Below are 15,698 nucleotides of genomic sequence, written 5' to 3' on the forward strand. Positions count from 1 at the left end.
AAAACGAATGAATGCTCTAGCCCGCCGCGCTGCAGGCCTGCTGCTCAGCACAGTTTGTCTGCCACTCTCAGCCCTCGCTGCCGATCCGCAACCCACCCACGAATTCACCCTCGACAATGGCCTGAAGGTCGTCGTGCGCGAAGACCATCGTGCGCCGGTGGTGGTTTCCCAAGTCTGGTACAAGGTCGGTTCGAGCTACGAGACACCGGGGCAAACCGGTTTGTCCCACGCGCTGGAACACATGATGTTCAAGGGCAGCGAGAAAGTCGGCCCCGGCGAAGCCTCGCTGATCCTGCGCGACCTCGGCGCGGAAGAGAACGCCTTCACCAGCGACGACTTCACTGCCTACTATCAAGTACTGGCCCGCGACCGTCTGGGCGTGGCCTTCGAGCTCGAAGCCGACCGCATGGCCAGCCTGCGCCTGCCGGCCGACGAGTTCGCCCGCGAGATCGAGGTTATTAAAGAAGAACGCCGCTTGCGCACTGACGACAAGCCGATGTCCAAGGCCTACGAACGCTTCAAGGCCATGGCCTACCCGGCCAGCGGCTATCACACGCCGACCATCGGCTGGATGGCGGACCTCGACCGCATGAAGGTCGAAGAGCTGCGCCACTGGTACCAATCCTGGTACGTGCCGAACAACGCCACGCTGGTGGTCGTCGGTGACGTGACCCCGGACGAAGTGAAAACCCTGGCACAGCGCTACTTCGGTCCGATCGCCAAGCGTGATGTACCGCCGGCGAAAAAACCGGTCGAACTGGCCGAGCCCGGCGAACGCCAGATCACTCTGCATGTGCAGACGCAACTGCCGAGCCTGATGCTGGGCTTCAACGTACCGAGCATCGCCACCGCCGAAGACAAGCGTTGGGTCCACGCCTTGCGCCTGATCTCGGCCTTGCTCGACGGCGGCTACAGCGGCCGCATCCCGACGCAACTGGAACGCGGCGAAGAACTGGTGTCCGGCGGCTCGTCGAGCTACGACGCCTACACCCGCGGCGACAGCCTGTTCACCTTGTCGGCGACGCCCAACACTCAGAAAAAGAAAACCATGGCCCAGGCCGAAGCAGGCCTGTGGAAGTTGCTCGAACAGCTGAAAACCACCGCGCCGTCCGCCGAAGAACTGGAACGCGTGCGGGCTCAAGTGATTGCCGGTCTGGTCTACGAGCGTGATTCGATCACCAGCCAGGCCACCGCCATCGGCCAACTGGAAACCGTCGGCCTGTCCTGGAAACTGATGGACACCGAACTGGCCGAACTGGAAAGCGTCACGCCAGAAGACATCCAGAAAGCCGCCAAGCTGTATTTCACCCGCGAACGTCTCAGCGTCGCCCATGTCCTGCCACTGGAGACGACTCATGAGTGAGCGTAAAAAACCACGTCTGGCCCTGATCGGCCTGGTCGCTGTCGCATTGATTGGCTCCGCGGCCTTCTATTTCCTGAAGACCGACCACTCCAACGCCAGCGAAGCCTTTGACAAGGCCAAGTCCAGCCAGAAACTGCAATCGCTGGCCGAACTCAACGGCAAGGCACCGAGCCGCCGTTCGCTCAACGTGCAAACCTGGAACACCGCCGAAGGCGCCAAGGTGCTGTTCGTTGAAGCCCGCGAGTTGCCGATGTTCGACATGCGTCTGATCTTCGCTGCCGGCAGCAGCCAGGACGGCGATGCGCCGGGACTGTCCGTGCTGACCAACGCAATGCTCAACGAAGGCGTGGCCGGCAAAGATGTCGGCGCTATCGCTCAGGGCTTCGAAGGTCTGGGTGCCGACTTCGGCAACGGCGCGTTCAAGGACATGGCACTGGCCTCGTTGCGCAGCCTCAGTGCCGCCGACAAACGCGAGCCTGCGCTGAAACTGTTCTCTGAAGTTGTCGGCAAACCGACCTTCCCCGCCGATTCATTTGCGCGCATCAAGAACCAGATGCTCGCCGGCTTCGAATACCAGAAACAGAACCCCGGCAAACTGGCCAGCATCGAGCTGATGAACCGCTTGTACGGCGACCACCCGTATGCGCATTCCAGCGATGGCACGGCGAAAACCGTTCCAGCGATTACCCTGGCTCAGCTGAAGGCTTTCCATGAGAAAGCCTACGCCGCGGGCAACGTGGTGATTGCGCTGGTGGGTGACCTTTCTCGCGCCGAGGCCGAGGCGATTGCTGCGCAAGTCTCCGGCGCGCTGCCAAAAGGCCCTGCATTGGCGAAACTGCCGCAACCGGTCGAGCCGAAAGCCAGCATTGGCCACATCGAGTTTCCGTCCAAGCAGACCAACCTGATGCTCGCGCAACTGGGCATCGACCGTGACGACCCGGATTACGCCGCGCTGTCCATGGGCAACCAGATCCTCGGCGGCGGGGGCTTCGGCACCCGTTTGATGAGCGAAGTGCGCGAGAAGCGCGGCCTGACGTACGGCGTGTATTCGGGCTTTACGCCGATGCAGGCGCGCGGCCCGTTCATGATCAACCTGCAAACCCGCGCCGAGATGAGCGAAGGCACGCTGAAACTGGTGCAGGACGTACTCGCCGACTACCTTAAAACCGGACCGACCGAGAAAGAGCTCGACGACGCCAAGCGTGAACTGGCCGGCAGCTTCCCGCTGTCCACCGCCAGCAATGCCGATATCGTCGGCCAGCTCGGCGCGATGGGTTTCTACAACCTGCCGTTGAGCCATCTGGAGGACTTCATGCAGCAGTCCCAGAGCCTGACCGTCGAGCAAGTCAAAACCGCACTGAACAAACACCTGAGTACGGACAAAATGGTCATCGTCAGCGCTGGCCCGACCGTGCCGCAAAAGCCGTTACCGGCCCCTACTGATAAACCTGCCGAGCAGCCGCTCGGGGTTCCGGAGCATTAATGGCCACTCGTCCTAAAAAACCTGTTCACAACGTGCACAACGGCGTGAACCAACTGCGCATCATCGGCGGTGAATGGGGCAGCCGAAAGCTGAGCTTCCCCGATGCACCGGGCCTGCGCCCCACGCCAGATCGCGTGCGTGAAACCTTGTTCAACTGGCTCGCACCGTATGTGCCCGGGGCCAAGGTCTTTGACCCATTCGCCGGTAGCGGCGCGTTGTTCCTCGAGGCACTGTCCCGTGGTGCGGCGATGGGCCAGGCGCTGGACGCCAGCAACATCGCGGTCTCAAGCATCAAGGAACATCTGGGCACCCTGCGCTGCACCACCGGCCAGATTCAGACGGCCGATGCCCTGCGCTACCTGGAAACCCAGCCAGCGGTCGCTTACGACCTGGTGTTCCTCGATCCGCCGTTCAACCAGAACCTGTTGCCTACCGTCTGCACCCTGCTCGAAGAGCGCCAATGGCTGGCGAACGATGCCTGGGTGTACACCGAAAGCGAAACAGCCCCCTCGACACTCGGTTTGCCGGCCAACTGGCGCCTGCACCGCGAGCAAAAATCCGGGCGCGTCTACTACTCGTTGTGGCAACGTATGACAGAGATCGCCGGTTAACCGACCGGCCTGAAAAGGTGCGCACAGGTTGCGCACCGCTGTATCGAGAGCCATCGTGTCTTTTCCGCCAGAACGCTTCACCCCTGCCTTCGGCCTTGGCAACCCGCACTTGCAAACCTTGTGGGGACCGCTATGGCGCAAAACCACGCACATCGAACGCGAGCGCGAACGCTTGTGGCTCGAGGATGGCGACTTTCTTGACCTGGACTGGCACGGCCCGCACAGCGCCGATACACCGCTGGTGCTGGTGTTGCACGGCCTGACCGGTTCTTCCAATTCGCCTTACGTGGCCGGTGTGCAGAAGGCGCTGGGCACCCTGGGCTGGGCCAGTGTTGCGCTGAACTGGCGCGGCTGTTCGGGCGAACCCAATCTGTTGCCGCGCAGCTACCATTCCGGCGCCAGTGAAGACCTCGCCGAAACCATCAGACACCTGCGGGCCAAACGGCCGCTCGCGCCGCTGTACGCGGTCGGTTATTCCCTCGGTGGCAACGTTTTGCTCAAACACCTGGGTGAGACCGGCAGCGACAGCGGCGTGCTCGGCGCTGTGGCGGTGTCGGTGCCGTTTCGGCTCGATCAATGCGCCGACCGTATCGGCCAGGGGTTCTCGAAGGTGTATCAGGCGCACTTCATGCGCGAGATGGTCACCTACATCAAGAACAAGCAACGGCAATTCCAGCATGACGGACGCGAGGATGGCCTGGCGAAGCTGGCCGCCCTGGGCTCGCTGGAAAACATGCGCACCTTCTGGGATTTCGATGGCCGGGTCACCGCGCCGCTGCATGGCTTCACCGATGCACAGGATTACTATCGCCGCGCCTCGAGCCGCTATTTCCTTGGGGAAATTCGTACGCCGACGCTGATCATCCATGCTGCCGACGACCCGTTTGTGTTTCCTCACAGCCTGCCGTCCGCTGAGGAATTGTCCGCCTGCACCCAGTTCGAGCTGCAAGCCAAGGGCGGGCATGTCGGCTTCGTCGAGGGCACGTTCCGGCAACCGGGTTACTACCTGGAACGGCGCATCCCGCAGTGGCTGGCCGCCGTGGGTCGCGGGTAAACCGATGGATACCGATCAGGGCGAGTCGATCCGTTTCTGGCAAACGGCACCGTTGGCCGGGGTCGAGTTGTTGTCCGCGCGCTACATCGAACACCGTTTCGCCCCCCATGTGCATGACGGTTACGTGATCGGCATGATCATGGCCGGCGCCCAGCGTTATCGCTATCGCGGCGCCGAACACCTGGCGGGCAGCGGCACGCTGGTGTTGATCAACCCGGATGAATTGCACACCGGTCACAAGGGTACGGAGGACGGCTGGCTGTACCGGGCGTTTTATCCCGACAGCGAGCAGATTCTCTCGCTGCTGACCGAGCTGGAACTGCCGACCCACACCTTGCCCGCATTTGGCGCAACGCTGTATCGCGATCCCGATCTGGTGAAGGGTTTCTGCCAACTGCATCGCCTGCTCGAAACGCCGTCCACCGCCCTGCAACAGCAGACCGCCTGGCGGGAAATGATGCTGTCGTTGCTGCAACGTCACGCCGCCGTCCCGGACGCCGGTAAACCTGGCAAGGAACACCGGGCGGTGACCTTGGCCAAGGAACTGCTGCAAGCGCAATTGGCGGCACCGCCGTCGCTGGAAGAACTCGCGGCAGCGGTGAACCTGTCGCCGTTCCACTTCGCCCGGGTATTCCGCCGCGCCACAGGCATGCCACCGCACACCTGGCTGATACAGCAACGCATCGCCCGGGCACGAGGGTTATTGCAGAGTGGATGTTTACCGCTGGAAGTGGCCACGCAATTGGGGTTTGCCGACCAGAGTCATCTGAATCGCCAGTTCAAGCAGGTTTACGGGGTGGGGCCGGGGGCGTATCGCAGAGCTCTATTGTAGGAGCCGGCTTGCTGGCGATTGGGACAACCCGGTCTGTCTGAAACACCGCAGCGTCCTTATCGCCAGCAAGCCGGCTCCTACAGGGGATTGTGTTATTCGCCGGTGGCGATGCCTCGCGCAGGCTCGTTGATCCACTCGCTCCACGACCCGGCATACAACGAACCCAACGGATAACCCGCGAGGCACAAGGCGAACAGGTTATGGCACGCCGTCACGCCGGAGCCGCAGTACGCGACCAGATCAGTCGGTGAGCGATTGCCGAGTTTCGCGGCAAACCGCTGCTTGAGCTGATCGGCCGGCAGGAAATGCCCGTCGCTGCCCAGGTTGTCGGTGAACGCCGCGCATTGCGCCCCGGGAATGTGTCCGGCAATCGGGTCGATGGGTTCCACTTCGCCCTTGAAACGCGGCAAGGCCCGGGCATCGAGCAAGGTCAGCTCGGGTTGGCCGAGACGCTGCTGAAGCTGTTCGGCGCTCAGGACCAGCGCATTGTCCGGCGTCCCGGTAAAGGTGCCACGTTCAACACCGGGAGCATCGAGGCTCAGGGGCAAACCCGCCGCGTGCCAGGCCTTGAGCCCGCCATCGAGGATGAACACGCCATCGCGCTTGCCCAGCCAGGCCAGCAACCACCAGGCCCGCGCCGCGTAGGCGCCTGGACCGTCGTCATACAAGACCACATCGCTGTCGGCATTGATGCCCCAGGTCTGCAAACGCTCGATCAAGTCTTCAGGCTCGGGCAACGGATGGCGCCCGGTCACCCCTTTGATCACTGCCCCGCTCAAGTCGCGCTCAAGATCGGCAAAACTCGACCCGGCGATATGCCCTTCGGCATAGCTGCGCTGGCCGTAATCCGGGTCGTCGAGGGCAAAACGACAATCCAGAATCACCAGCCCCGGCTGCTCCTTTTTCAGGTCCAGTGCTTGCGGGCTGATCAATTGCGCAATGGGCATAACGGGCTCCAGTGATTAGGCGATGTCTGATCCTACTGTACTTCTTCCAGGGCTTGCGCCAACGGCACGTAAAACTCCTCGAACAAGGCGTTTACCGCATCGCGGGATTGATCCGTGACAAACCCTGCTTCCAGTACCAGCACCTGGTACACCCCACGCTTTATCGCCTGTTCGCTCAGGTGATTGGAGTTCTCCCGCGTGGTGCACAGGAAACGCACCCAGGACGTCAGGATGATCCAGGCATTGAGCGTCAGGGACTCGATCTGCACCCGGTCCATTTCCAGGATGCCCGCCTCGACGAACCCTTTGTAGATCGCCGTGCCCTGGATCACGCAGCGCTGGGAAAAACGCCGATAACGGGCGGCCAGTTCCGGATCGCTGTCGAGCAGGTGCTCGAGGTCGCGGTGCAAAAACCGGTAGCGCCACATGGCTGCCAGCAACTCCTGGAGGTAGTAACGCTTGTCCTCCACTGTCGCGGCGCGCCCCTGGGGCGGGCGCAGGAAGCTGTCGACCAGGCTTTCGTACTCACTGAACAACACGGCGATGATCGCCTGCTTGTTGGGGAAGTGGTAGTACAGGTTGCCCGGGGAAATTTCCATATGGGCAGCAATGTGGTTGGTGCTGACGCTGCGTTCGCCCTGCTGATTGAACAGCTCCAGGCTGTTCTGCACGATGCGCTCGCTGGTTTTGATCCGTGGGGCCATGGCTTGAGCTTTAATTCAGAGGGCGTTGACGGGCATCTTACGACCTATCCGCCCGTGGATAAAACAACACGGCGCCAGGATGGTATTTGACTTTATAGAGTATAGACTCTAAAAAGCTCGTCACAACGATAAATCCGGAGATGACCATGACTGCTGAAATTGCCTACCTCCAGAATCTGCAGCAGCCACTGGAAGAGCTCCAAACCCTGTTCGACGCCCAGCGCGCAGCCTATGCCGCCAACCCGATGCCGCCCGCGGCGCAGCGCCAGCAATGGCTCAAGGCTTTGCGGGATTTGCTGAGCACTGAACGCCAGGCGCTGATTGACGCCATCAGTCAGGACTTCAGCCATCGCAGCGCCGATGAAACCCTGCTCGCCGAACTGATGCCGAGCCTGCACGGCATTCATTACGCCAGTCAGCACCTCAATGGCTGGATGAAGCCTTCACGGCGCAAAGTCGGCGTTGCCTTTCAGCCCGCCTCGGCCAAAGTCGTTTATCAGCCGTTGGGCGTGGTCGGGGTGATCGTCCCCTGGAACTACCCGCTGTACCTGGCCATCGGCCCTTTGGTGGGCGCATTGTCGGCGGGCAACCGGGTGATGCTAAAACTCAGCGAGTCGACTCCCGCCACCGGCTTGCTGCTCAAGGCATTGCTGGGCCGGATCTTTCCCGAAGACCTGGTGTGCGTTGTGCTCGGCGAGGCCGATATCGGCGTGGCGTTCTCTCGCCTGCGTTTCGATCACTTGTTGTTCACCGGTGCCACCAGCATCGGCAAGCATGTGATGCGCGCAGCGGCCGAAAACCTGACGCCGGTGACGCTGGAACTCGGCGGAAAATCCCCGGCCATCGTTTCCCGCGATGTGCCCTTGAAAGATGCCGCCGAACGCATCGCGTTCGGCAAGACGCTCAACGCCGGACAAACCTGCGTGGCCCCGGACTACGTGCTGGTGCCGGAAGACCGCGTAGGCTCTTTCATCGAAGCCTATCGCCAGGCGGTTCGCGGATTTTATCCGACACTGGCTGACAACCCGGACTACACCGCCATCATCAATGACCGACAACTGGCCCGGCTCAACGGCTACATCAGCGATGCCACCAGCAAAGGCGCGCTGCTGATCCCGCTGTTCGACCAGGGTCAGGGCCGCCGAATGAGCCATAGCCTGCTGCTCAACGTCACGGACGAGATGATGGTGATGCAGGATGAAATCTTCGGCCCTTTGCTGCCGATCGTTCCGTACAAGGACCTGGATGAAGCGTTTGCCTACATCAGCCAGCGACCTCGTCCGTTGGCGCTGTATTACTTCGGCTACGACAAGCGCGAACAAAACCGCGTCCTGCACGAGACCCATTCCGGTGGCGTGTGCCTGAACGACACGTTGCTGCATGTTGCCCAGGACGACATGCCGTTCGGCGGCATCGGCGCCTCGGGCATGGGTCATTACCACGGCCACGAAGGCTTCCTGACCTTCAGCAAGGCCAAAGGTGTACTGATCAAACAGCGTTTCAACGCGGCGAAGCTGATCTACCCGCCGTACGGCAAATCCATCCAGAAACTGATCCAGAAGCTGTTTATCCGCTAACGATCAAATCCATCGGGTAATAACAATAATGAGCCCAGGCCTGTCCGCTACACCCGCGCTGTCACGGCGCGGCCTGCTTAAATTCAGCCTCGGCGCGAGTGCTTTCCTGGCCACGGCCGGGTTGGGCGCGAGCCTCAGCGGTTGTTCGTCGAGCATTCCGGCCGACGGTTTCACGATGCTGCGCAGCGGCGATCTGCTGTTTTTGCGGGCGCTGATTCCGGTGATGCTCGATGGCGCCGTGGTCGCCGGAAAAATACCGATGGCGGTGGACCAGACCTTGCGCTGCCTGGATAACAGCCTGAATCACCTGTCGCCGGAAATGCTCAAGCTGACCCGGCAATTGTTCGATGTGCTGGGGATGGCCGTGACGCGTGGGCCGCTGACCGGGATCTGGGGCAGTTGGGAAAACGCCAGTGCCGACGAGATCCGGCATTTTCTTGATCGCTGGGAAAACAGCTCGCTGAGCCTGTTGCGCATGGGGCACAGCTCGCTGCTGCAACTGGTGATGATGGCGTGGTACAGCCGGACGGAATCGTGGGCGCATTGCGGGTATCCCGGGCCTCCCACGGTTTGAGACCGAGTCGCCCCCTTCGCGGGCAAGCCCGCTCCAACAGGATCCGAGGTGGGCCACCCTTTTGTGAACGACTCAAAACCTGTGGGAGCGGGCTTGGTCTGGGCGGCATTCCGACGAAAGCGCCAGCCGCATCACCACAAAACCCAAAAACAATAAGAGAACCCGAACATGCCCGTACCCGATCCGTTCCGCGAAGGCATGGCCCGCGGCTGGAAAACCCACAACGGCGCGCAACTGACCGAGGACCTGACCCTCGAAGCGGATGTAGCGATCATCGGCAGCGGCGCCGGTGGCGGGACGACGGCCGAAATCCTCAGCACCGCCGGCTACAAGGTGTTGCTGATCGAAGAAGGCCCGCTCAAGACCAGCAGCGATTTCAAAATGCTCGAAGACCAGGCCTACACCAGCCTCTATCAGGAAGGCATCGGCCGCATGAGCAAGGACGGCGCGATCACTATCCTTCAAGGTCGGGCCGTGGGCGGCACCACACTGATCAACTGGACATCGAGCTTTCGCACCCCGGACCCGACGCTCGAACACTGGGCCCGGGAGCACAACGTCAAAGGCCACAGCCCGGCGGAGATGGCGCCATGGTTCGAGAAAGTGGAACAGCGTCTCGGCGTCGCACCGTGGATGGTTCCGCCCAATGCCAACAACGACGTGATCCGCAAGGGCTGCGAGAAGCTCGGTTACACCTGGCACGTCATCCCGCGCAACGTGCGTGGCTGCTGGAACCTCGGTTATTGCGGCATGGGCTGCCCGACCAACGCCAAGCAATCGATGATGGTGACGACGATTCCGGCGACCCTGGAAAAGGGCGGCGAGCTGATTTACCTGACCCGCGCTGAACAACTGGTGATCAAGGACGGCAAGGTGACGAGCCTGCAGTGTGTGGCGATGGACGACCGTTGCGTCGCCCCCACGGGCAAGACGATCACGGTCAAGGCGCGGCATTACGTGCTGGCCGGCGGCGGGATCAACAGCCCAGCACTACTGTTGCGCTCGGACGCGCCAGACCCGCACAAGCGGCTGGGCAAACGGACCTTTCTGCATCTGGTCAACATGTCCGCCGGGCTGTTCGATGAGGTGATCAACCCGTTCTATGGCGCGCCGCAGTCGATCTACTCCGATCACTTCCAATGGCAGGACGGCACGACCGGCAAGATGGCTTACAAGCTCGAAGTGCCACCGCTGCACCCGGCGCTGGCGGCCACCCTGCTCGGCGGTTTCGGCACGGAAAACGCGCAGCACATGAAAAACCTGCCTCACACCCACGCCATGCTGGCGTTACTGCGCGATGGTTTTCACCCGGACAGTCCCGGCGGCAGCGTCGAGTTGCGCGGTGACAACACGCCGGTGCTCGACTATCAGGTTTCAGCCTACGCCTGGGACGGTTTGCGCCGCGCGTTCCACAGCATGGCCGAGATCCAGTTCGCCGGTGGCGCCAACGCCGTCATGCCGATGCACGCCGACGCGCGCTACGTGAAAACCCTGGCCGAAGCGCGCACGCTGATCGATGGGTTGAGCCTTGAGCTGTATCGCACCCGCCTGGGCAGTGCCCATGTGATGGGCGGTTGTGCCATGGGTGAAGACCCGAAAAACGCCGTGACCGACAGCCTTGGCCGGCATCATCAACTCAGCAACCTGTCGATCCACGATGGCTCGCTGTTCCCCACCAGCATTGGCGCAAACCCGCAATTGTCGGTTTACGGGCTGACGGCGCAACTGGCGACTTCGCTCGCCGAACGTTTGAAAAACCCGTGAAAAGAGCGACTATTCCCATCGTCTATAGTGCTTTCTTACCCAAAAGGCGACTTGGCCGACCGGGAAGGCTGCGATACCATCCGACTCCCCAACGGACTCCCGCCAGGACGACGCGATGAACCGAGTGTTGTACCCAGGTACCTTCGACCCTATTACCAAGGGCCATGGCGACTTGGTCGAACGCGCCGCGCGCCTGTTCGATCATGTGATCATCGCCGTCGCTGCCAGCCCGAAAAAAAACCCGTTGTTTCCCCTGGAACAGCGTGTGGAGCTGGCCCGCGAGGTCACTAAACATCTGCCGAACGTTGAAGTCGTCGGCTTCTCGACGCTGTTGGCGCATTTCGCCAAAGAGAAGAACGCCAACGTGTTCCTGCGTGGTTTGCGCGCAGTCTCGGACTTCGAATACGAATTTCAGCTGGCCAACATGAACCGTCAGCTGGCGCCAGACGTGGAAAGCCTGTTTCTGACGCCGTCCGAGCGTTATTCGTTCATCTCCTCGACGCTGGTCCGTGAAATCGCGGCCCTGGGCGGCGATATCACCAAGTTCGTTCACCCTGCTGTGGCGGACGCCCTGACACTTCGATTCAAGAAATAACGCCGGCTGTAGGAGCCGGCTTGCTGGCGATGGCGTCGTGCCAGCCAATACACACATTCACTGACCCACCGCTATCGCCAGCAAGCCGGCGCCTACAGAACGTCGCGCCCGCGTGCACTGCGGTCTCCAATGCGGCACAATTGCGCATTGGTTTATTGCGCCCGGGCCTTGCGCCCCGGCTGGAGTTAGCATGTCCCTGATCATCACCGACGATTGCATCAACTGCGACGTCTGCGAACCCGAGTGCCCGAACGCCGCCATTTCCCAGGGCGAAGAGATCTATGTGATCGACCCGAACCTGTGCACACAGTGTGTCGGCCACTACGACGAACCTCAGTGCCAGCAGGTCTGTCCGGTAGATTGCATTCCACTGGACGAGGCGCATCCGGAGACTGAAGAGCAGTTGATGGAGAAGTACCGGAAGATTACCGGCAAGGCTTGAATCAGATAGTTTTTTAGCGTCTGTTCGGGCCTCTTCGCGAGCAAGCCCGCGCCCACATTGGATCTGCGGTGTTCACACCATCTGATTAACACTCAGATCCAATGTGGGAGCGGGCTTGCTCGCGAAAGGGCCATCAGCCACACCAAAGAGGTAACTGAACCTCACTCCCGCTGCTCAAACCCCTCCCCGATACACCCCAGACACCGCACAAACGCCGCTTTCGCCGGATCAACCACCAGCGCCTGTCCCGCATCGCCGACATTGCCGCCCAGTGCGGTAAACGGCAGCGACACCACAAACGCCCCCGCGCCGATCACCGTTGCCACGACCAGCAAAGGTCGGGCAATCAGCAAATCGCCGAGCATGGCGTAGGCCGGAGGGTTCTGAATGGTGTAGCGCGGATCGCCACTGCCGGTGTTTGCCGCCAGCACTGGCGTACCGACGCTCAGCAGCATAACGACGACAAAGGTTCGAAACAGGTTCATGGCGCGGTCCTTCGACTAGGCAGTGAGAATACTGACTATAGACCGTGGGACATATCAGCTCTGGCAGCGAGGGCAAAAGACGCTGGCGCGCTGCCCGAGTTTGACCTCCCGCAACTCCGTCCCGCAGACCTTGCACGGCTGACTGCCACGGCCGTACACGAACAGTTCCTGCTGGAAATAACCCGGCTGACCGTCGCCGCCGATAAAGTCGCGCAACGTGGTGCCGCCGCGCTCGATGGCGGCGGCCAGGATGCGTTTGATCTCGATAGCCAGCTTCAGATAGCGCGCCCGGGAAATGCTCTTGGCCTCACGACGCGGATCGATACCGGCCGCAAACAACGCTTCAGTCGCGTAGATATTGCCGACGCCGACCACCACCGCGTTGTCCATGATGAACGGCTTGACCGCCATCGAACGCCCGCGGGACTGCTGGAACAAGCGCTCGCCGTCGAACAGGTCGGTCAAGGGCTCCGGCCCCAGGCGAATCAACAGTTCGTGGTTGAGTGGATCGAGACTCCAGAGCATCGCGCCGAACCGTCGCGGGTCGGTATAACGCAGGGCCAGGCCCGACTCCAGTTCGATGTCCACATGCTCATGCTTGGCGGCCGGCATGCCGACCTCCACCAGACGCAGATTGCCCGACATTCCCAAATGACTGATCAACGTGCCCACTTCGGCATTGATCAGCAGGTATTTGGCGCGCCGTTCCACCAGCACGATACGCTGACCGGAGAGGCGCACATCGAGGTCTTCAGGGATCGGCCAGCGCAAGCGACGATCACGCACGATCACCCGGCTGACGCGCTGGCCTTCCAGGTGCGGCGCAATCCCGCGGCGGGTGGTTTCGACTTCCGGCAGTTCAGGCATGGTGCTCTCGAATCAGGTTCTCACCACACTCAGCGGTGAGTGCCGAGGTCGCGAATCGTTTGTTTGAGGGTTTCGAAGTCGTAGTCCGAGAGGCCCACGTAATCGAGCACCAGCGGCGCGATGGTGTTCCATTCATGGTCCTCGTTCTGGCTGCCCAGCACCCGGTAAGACGCACAAATGTGTTCGGCCATCTTCAGGATCGCCAGCAGGTTTTTCAGCTGGCTGTTGCGCGAAGACTCATCGCTGAAAATTGCCAGCGCATTGTGGTGATTGGCGATTGCGGTGCTCACGTGCTCCGGCAGACGCCAGGATTTGGCCGTGTAGTAACCGACCACCGCATGGTTGGTGTTGAACACCCGATTTTCGGTGTCCACGATGCGGCACTCAGCACTGGCGCTGGCGTAAGCTTCTTCCAGAACAGTCATGTAGTTGGGGAAGCGCTGCAGCATCAACGGCACGCCGCAATCGTGGAACAGGCCCAAGGCGTACGCTTCATCCCCCGCCTGGACGCCGATGCGCTTGGCCAGGCTCAGGCAGGTCATCGCCACGTCCTGAGCGGTATCCCAGAAACGGTTCAGGGTAACGATGGTGTCATCGTTCATTTCACCCTTGATCGACTGTGCGTTGATCAGGTTGATGATCGATCGGCTGCCCAGCAGATTCACCGCGCGCTGGATCGAGGCGATCTTGTTGCTCAAGCCGTAATAGGGCGAGTTGACGATCTTCAGCAATGCGCCAGAGAGGCCCGGGTCCTGGGAGATCAGCTTGGCGATCACCTCCAGATCCGGATCGGGCATGTACTGCTCCATTTGCAAATCCACCATGATCTGCGGTTGGGCCGGCACGCTGATGCCTTGCAAGGACTGTTGGATCTGTTCGGTGGTCAGCTCTTGGGACATAAGTACACACTCTGGGACAGGTGGCGATTCTAACCTTTATAAAGTTGGATCCGACACCATGGCCGGCATATCGGACAAAGTTTCATCTCGGCGTAGCATTTGAAATCGCTTCGCGAGCAAGCCCGCTCCCACATTCGATCTCCAGCGGATACAGAATCCATGTACGCCGCGGGACTAATGTGGGAGCGGGCTTGCTCGCGAAGGCGTCATCAGTGTTTCATCGCCTTCAAACCCGTCGCCACACTCAACACGCTATACTCCCGCTCTTTTTTCCGGAGCGACGTCATGTCCCTGCCTAGCCTGCGCCTCAAAGCCAACGCCGACCGTCGCCTGCGAAACGGCCACTTGTGGGTCTACAGCAACGAAATCGATGTAGCGGTAACTCCTTTGCACGGTTTCAAGGCCGGCGACCAGGCGATCCTCGAAGCCGCCGGCGGCAAACTGCTGGGCATCGTCGCCATGAGCCCGAACAACCTGATCTGCGCCCGCCTGCTGTCGCGCGACATCAAGTTGCCGCTGGACAAGTCGCTGCTGGTGCATCGCCTGAACGTCGCACTGTCACTGCGCGATCGCCTGTTCGACAAGCCGTTCTATCGCCTGGTCTACGGCGACTCCGACCTGCTGCCAGGTCTGGTGGTCGACCGTTTCGGCGACATTCTGGTGGTGCAGATCGCTTCGGCCACCATGGAAGCGCATAAAGACGACGTGATCGCGGCCCTGACTCAAGTGCTCAAGCCAAGCGGCATTCTGTTCAAGAACGACTCCGCCGCCCGCGACGCCGAAGGCCTCAATCGCTACGTCGAAACCGTGTTCGGCCTGGTGCCGGAATGGGTTGCACTGGAAGAAAACGGCGTGAAGTTCGAAGCACCGGTCATCCAGGGCCAGAAAACCGGCTGGTTCTACGACCACCGCATGAACCGCGCACGCCTGGCCCCTTACGCCAAAGGCAAACGCGTACTCGACCTCTACAGCTACATCGGTGGCTGGGGTGTACAAGCGGCCGCGTTCGGCGCCAGTGAAGTGTTCTGCGTCGATGCTTCGGCCTTCGCCCTCGACGGCGTCGAGCGTAACGCCGCGCTGAACGGTTTCGCCGAAAAAATAACCTGCCTCGAAGGTGACGTCTTCGAAGCCCTGAAAGAACTGAAAGCCAGCGAAGAGCGTTTCGACGTGATCGTGGCCGACCCGCCGGCATTCATCAAACGCAAGAAAGACATGAAAAACGGCGAAGGCGCCTACCGTCGCCTGAACGAGCAAGCCATGCGCCTGCTCAGCAAGGACGGCATCCTGGTCAGCGCTTCGTGCTCGATGCACCTGCCGGAAGACGACCTGCAAAACATCCTGCTGACCAGCGCCCGTCACCTGGATCGCAACATCCAGATGCTGGAACGTGGCGGTCAGGGTCCGGATCATCCGGTGCACCCGGCGATTGCTGAAACGCGTTACATCAAGAGCATTACTTGCCGGTTGCTGCCAAACAGCTAATCGCAAAAGCTTGCTCGCG

General features: G+C 61.1%; 16 protein-coding genes. 11 read left to right on the forward strand and 5 right to left on the reverse strand.

Annotation, left to right across the window (positions count from 1 at the left end):
- The first annotated feature begins 7 nt into the window (after positions 1-7).
- From PMI01S_RS23120 to PMI01S_RS23140, 5 genes are read left to right on the forward strand one after another with little or no spacing between them, the layout of a single operon-like run.
- Positions 8-1,363 carry a M16 family metallopeptidase gene (locus PMI01S_RS23120; protein WP_084322443.1) on the forward strand — a complete coding sequence of 452 codons (1,356 nt, stop codon included), beginning with the start codon at positions 8-10 and terminating at the stop codon, positions 1,361-1,363.
- The gene (locus PMI01S_RS23125) at positions 1,356-2,846 is read left to right on the forward strand and encodes a M16 family metallopeptidase (protein ID WP_084322445.1); all 1,491 of its coding nucleotides are present in this window, start codon (positions 1,356-1,358) and stop codon (positions 2,844-2,846) included. Before PMI01S_RS23120 ends, PMI01S_RS23125 begins: the two co-directional genes overlap by 8 nt.
- The gene (rsmD, locus tag PMI01S_RS23130) at positions 2,846-3,457 is read left to right on the forward strand and encodes a 16S rRNA (guanine(966)-N(2))-methyltransferase RsmD (RefSeq protein ID WP_084322447.1); all 612 of its coding nucleotides are present in this window, start codon (positions 2,846-2,848) and stop codon (positions 3,455-3,457) included. Before PMI01S_RS23125 ends, rsmD begins: the two co-directional genes overlap by 1 nt.
- Before the next feature lie 55 nt (positions 3,458-3,512).
- Positions 3,513-4,511 (forward strand): hydrolase, encoded by a 999-nt coding sequence (locus PMI01S_RS23135; protein WP_084322448.1) that lies wholly within the window; start codon positions 3,513-3,515, stop codon positions 4,509-4,511.
- A 4-nt stretch (positions 4,512-4,515) separates the two neighbouring features.
- Entirely contained in the window at positions 4,516-5,343 is an 828-nt protein-coding gene (locus tag PMI01S_RS23140) for an AraC family transcriptional regulator (protein ID WP_084322449.1), read from the forward strand.
- 92 nt (positions 5,344-5,435) lie between these two features.
- Here the strand turns inward: PMI01S_RS23140 and PMI01S_RS23145 are convergent, their stop codons facing one another.
- Together PMI01S_RS23145 and PMI01S_RS23150 are read right to left on the reverse strand one after the other, a co-directional pair.
- The gene (locus PMI01S_RS23145) at positions 5,436-6,290 is read right to left on the reverse strand and encodes a sulfurtransferase (protein ID WP_084322451.1); all 855 of its coding nucleotides are present in this window, start codon (positions 6,288-6,290) and stop codon (positions 5,436-5,438) included.
- Positions 6,291-6,322: 32 nt separating this feature from the next.
- The gene (locus tag PMI01S_RS23150; protein ID WP_084322453.1) at positions 6,323-6,994 is read right to left on the reverse strand and encodes a TetR/AcrR family transcriptional regulator; all 672 of its coding nucleotides are present in this window, start codon (positions 6,992-6,994) and stop codon (positions 6,323-6,325) included.
- Between the two features lie 146 nt (positions 6,995-7,140).
- On the opposite strand from PMI01S_RS23150, the gene PMI01S_RS23155 reads away from it, so the two are divergent.
- From PMI01S_RS23155 to PMI01S_RS23175, 5 genes are all read left to right on the forward strand, one after another.
- Positions 7,141-8,571, forward strand: a complete 1,431-nt coding sequence (locus PMI01S_RS23155; protein ID WP_084322455.1) for a coniferyl aldehyde dehydrogenase — start codon at positions 7,141-7,143, stop codon at positions 8,569-8,571.
- A 28-nt stretch (positions 8,572-8,599) separates the two neighbouring features.
- Positions 8,600-9,145 carry a twin-arginine translocation pathway signal protein gene (locus PMI01S_RS23160; protein WP_084322457.1) on the forward strand — a complete coding sequence of 182 codons (546 nt, stop codon included), beginning with the start codon at positions 8,600-8,602 and terminating at the stop codon, positions 9,143-9,145.
- A 168-nt stretch (positions 9,146-9,313) separates the two neighbouring features.
- Entirely contained in the window at positions 9,314-10,909 is a 1,596-nt protein-coding gene (locus tag PMI01S_RS23165; RefSeq protein ID WP_084322459.1) for a GMC family oxidoreductase, read from the forward strand.
- A gap of 115 nt (positions 10,910-11,024) precedes the next feature.
- The gene (gene coaD, locus PMI01S_RS23170; RefSeq protein WP_003177462.1) at positions 11,025-11,504 is read left to right on the forward strand and encodes a pantetheine-phosphate adenylyltransferase; all 480 of its coding nucleotides are present in this window, start codon (positions 11,025-11,027) and stop codon (positions 11,502-11,504) included.
- A gap of 190 nt (positions 11,505-11,694) precedes the next feature.
- Complete coding sequence (locus tag PMI01S_RS23175; RefSeq protein WP_003195146.1) at positions 11,695-11,946, forward strand: YfhL family 4Fe-4S dicluster ferredoxin; 252 nt, start codon at positions 11,695-11,697, stop codon at positions 11,944-11,946.
- Between the two features lie 161 nt (positions 11,947-12,107).
- On the opposite strand, the gene PMI01S_RS23180 is transcribed toward PMI01S_RS23175, so the two are convergent.
- Genes PMI01S_RS23180 through PMI01S_RS23190 form a run of 3 tightly spaced genes read right to left on the reverse strand, consistent with a single transcriptional unit; the run spans position 12,108 to position 14,143 of the window.
- On the reverse strand, positions 12,108-12,431 hold the full coding sequence (locus PMI01S_RS23180; protein ID WP_084322461.1) for a multidrug transporter: 324 nt from the start codon (positions 12,429-12,431) through the stop codon (positions 12,108-12,110).
- Positions 12,432-12,485: 54 nt separating this feature from the next.
- On the reverse strand, positions 12,486-13,298 hold the full coding sequence (mutM, locus tag PMI01S_RS23185) for a bifunctional DNA-formamidopyrimidine glycosylase/DNA-(apurinic or apyrimidinic site) lyase (protein ID WP_017341303.1): 813 nt from the start codon (positions 13,296-13,298) through the stop codon (positions 12,486-12,488).
- 29 nt (positions 13,299-13,327) lie between these two features.
- Positions 13,328-14,143 carry an HDOD domain-containing protein gene (locus PMI01S_RS23190; protein WP_167362973.1) on the reverse strand — a complete coding sequence of 272 codons (816 nt, stop codon included), beginning with the start codon at positions 14,141-14,143 and terminating at the stop codon, positions 13,328-13,330.
- Positions 14,144-14,482: 339 nt separating this feature from the next.
- Between PMI01S_RS23190 and PMI01S_RS23195 the strand changes: the two genes are divergently transcribed.
- Positions 14,483-15,679 carry a class I SAM-dependent rRNA methyltransferase gene (locus tag PMI01S_RS23195; protein ID WP_084322465.1) on the forward strand — a complete coding sequence of 399 codons (1,197 nt, stop codon included), beginning with the start codon at positions 14,483-14,485 and terminating at the stop codon, positions 15,677-15,679.
- Positions 15,680-15,698 lie beyond the last annotated feature (19 nt).

Origin of the sequence: Pseudomonas migulae NBRC 103157, from assembly GCF_002091715.1 — a bacterium.
Lineage (GTDB): Bacteria > Pseudomonadota > Gammaproteobacteria > Pseudomonadales > Pseudomonadaceae > Aquipseudomonas > Aquipseudomonas migulae_A.

Excerpts from the sequence above, each read along its gene's own strand:
- coaD (WP_003177462.1), top strand. The coding sequence starts at position 11,025 with ATGAACCGAGTGTTGTACCCAGGTACCTTCGACCCTATTACCAAGGGC.
- PMI01S_RS23140 (WP_084322449.1), top strand. The coding sequence starts at position 4,516 with ATGGATACCGATCAGGGCGAGTCGATCCGTTTCTGGCAAACGGCACCG.
- PMI01S_RS23150 (WP_084322453.1), bottom strand. The coding sequence starts at position 6,994 with ATGGCCCCACGGATCAAAACCAGCGAGCGCATCGTGCAGAACAGCCTG.
- PMI01S_RS23195 (WP_084322465.1), top strand. The coding sequence starts at position 14,483 with ATGTCCCTGCCTAGCCTGCGCCTCAAAGCCAACGCCGACCGTCGCCTG.
- PMI01S_RS23165 (WP_084322459.1), top strand. The coding sequence starts at position 9,314 with ATGCCCGTACCCGATCCGTTCCGCGAAGGCATGGCCCGCGGCTGGAAA.
- PMI01S_RS23145 (WP_084322451.1), bottom strand. The coding sequence starts at position 6,290 with ATGCCCATTGCGCAATTGATCAGCCCGCAAGCACTGGACCTGAAAAAG.
- mutM (WP_017341303.1), bottom strand. The coding sequence starts at position 13,298 with ATGCCTGAACTGCCGGAAGTCGAAACCACCCGCCGCGGGATTGCGCCG.
- PMI01S_RS23120 (WP_084322443.1), top strand. The coding sequence starts at position 8 with ATGAATGCTCTAGCCCGCCGCGCTGCAGGCCTGCTGCTCAGCACAGTT.
- PMI01S_RS23125 (WP_084322445.1), top strand. The coding sequence starts at position 1,356 with ATGAGTGAGCGTAAAAAACCACGTCTGGCCCTGATCGGCCTGGTCGCT.
- PMI01S_RS23155 (WP_084322455.1), top strand. The coding sequence starts at position 7,141 with ATGACTGCTGAAATTGCCTACCTCCAGAATCTGCAGCAGCCACTGGAA.
- PMI01S_RS23175 (WP_003195146.1), top strand. The coding sequence starts at position 11,695 with ATGTCCCTGATCATCACCGACGATTGCATCAACTGCGACGTCTGCGAA.
- PMI01S_RS23160 (WP_084322457.1), top strand. The coding sequence starts at position 8,600 with ATGAGCCCAGGCCTGTCCGCTACACCCGCGCTGTCACGGCGCGGCCTG.
- PMI01S_RS23180 (WP_084322461.1), bottom strand. The coding sequence starts at position 12,431 with ATGAACCTGTTTCGAACCTTTGTCGTCGTTATGCTGCTGAGCGTCGGT.
- rsmD (WP_084322447.1), top strand. The coding sequence starts at position 2,846 with ATGGCCACTCGTCCTAAAAAACCTGTTCACAACGTGCACAACGGCGTG.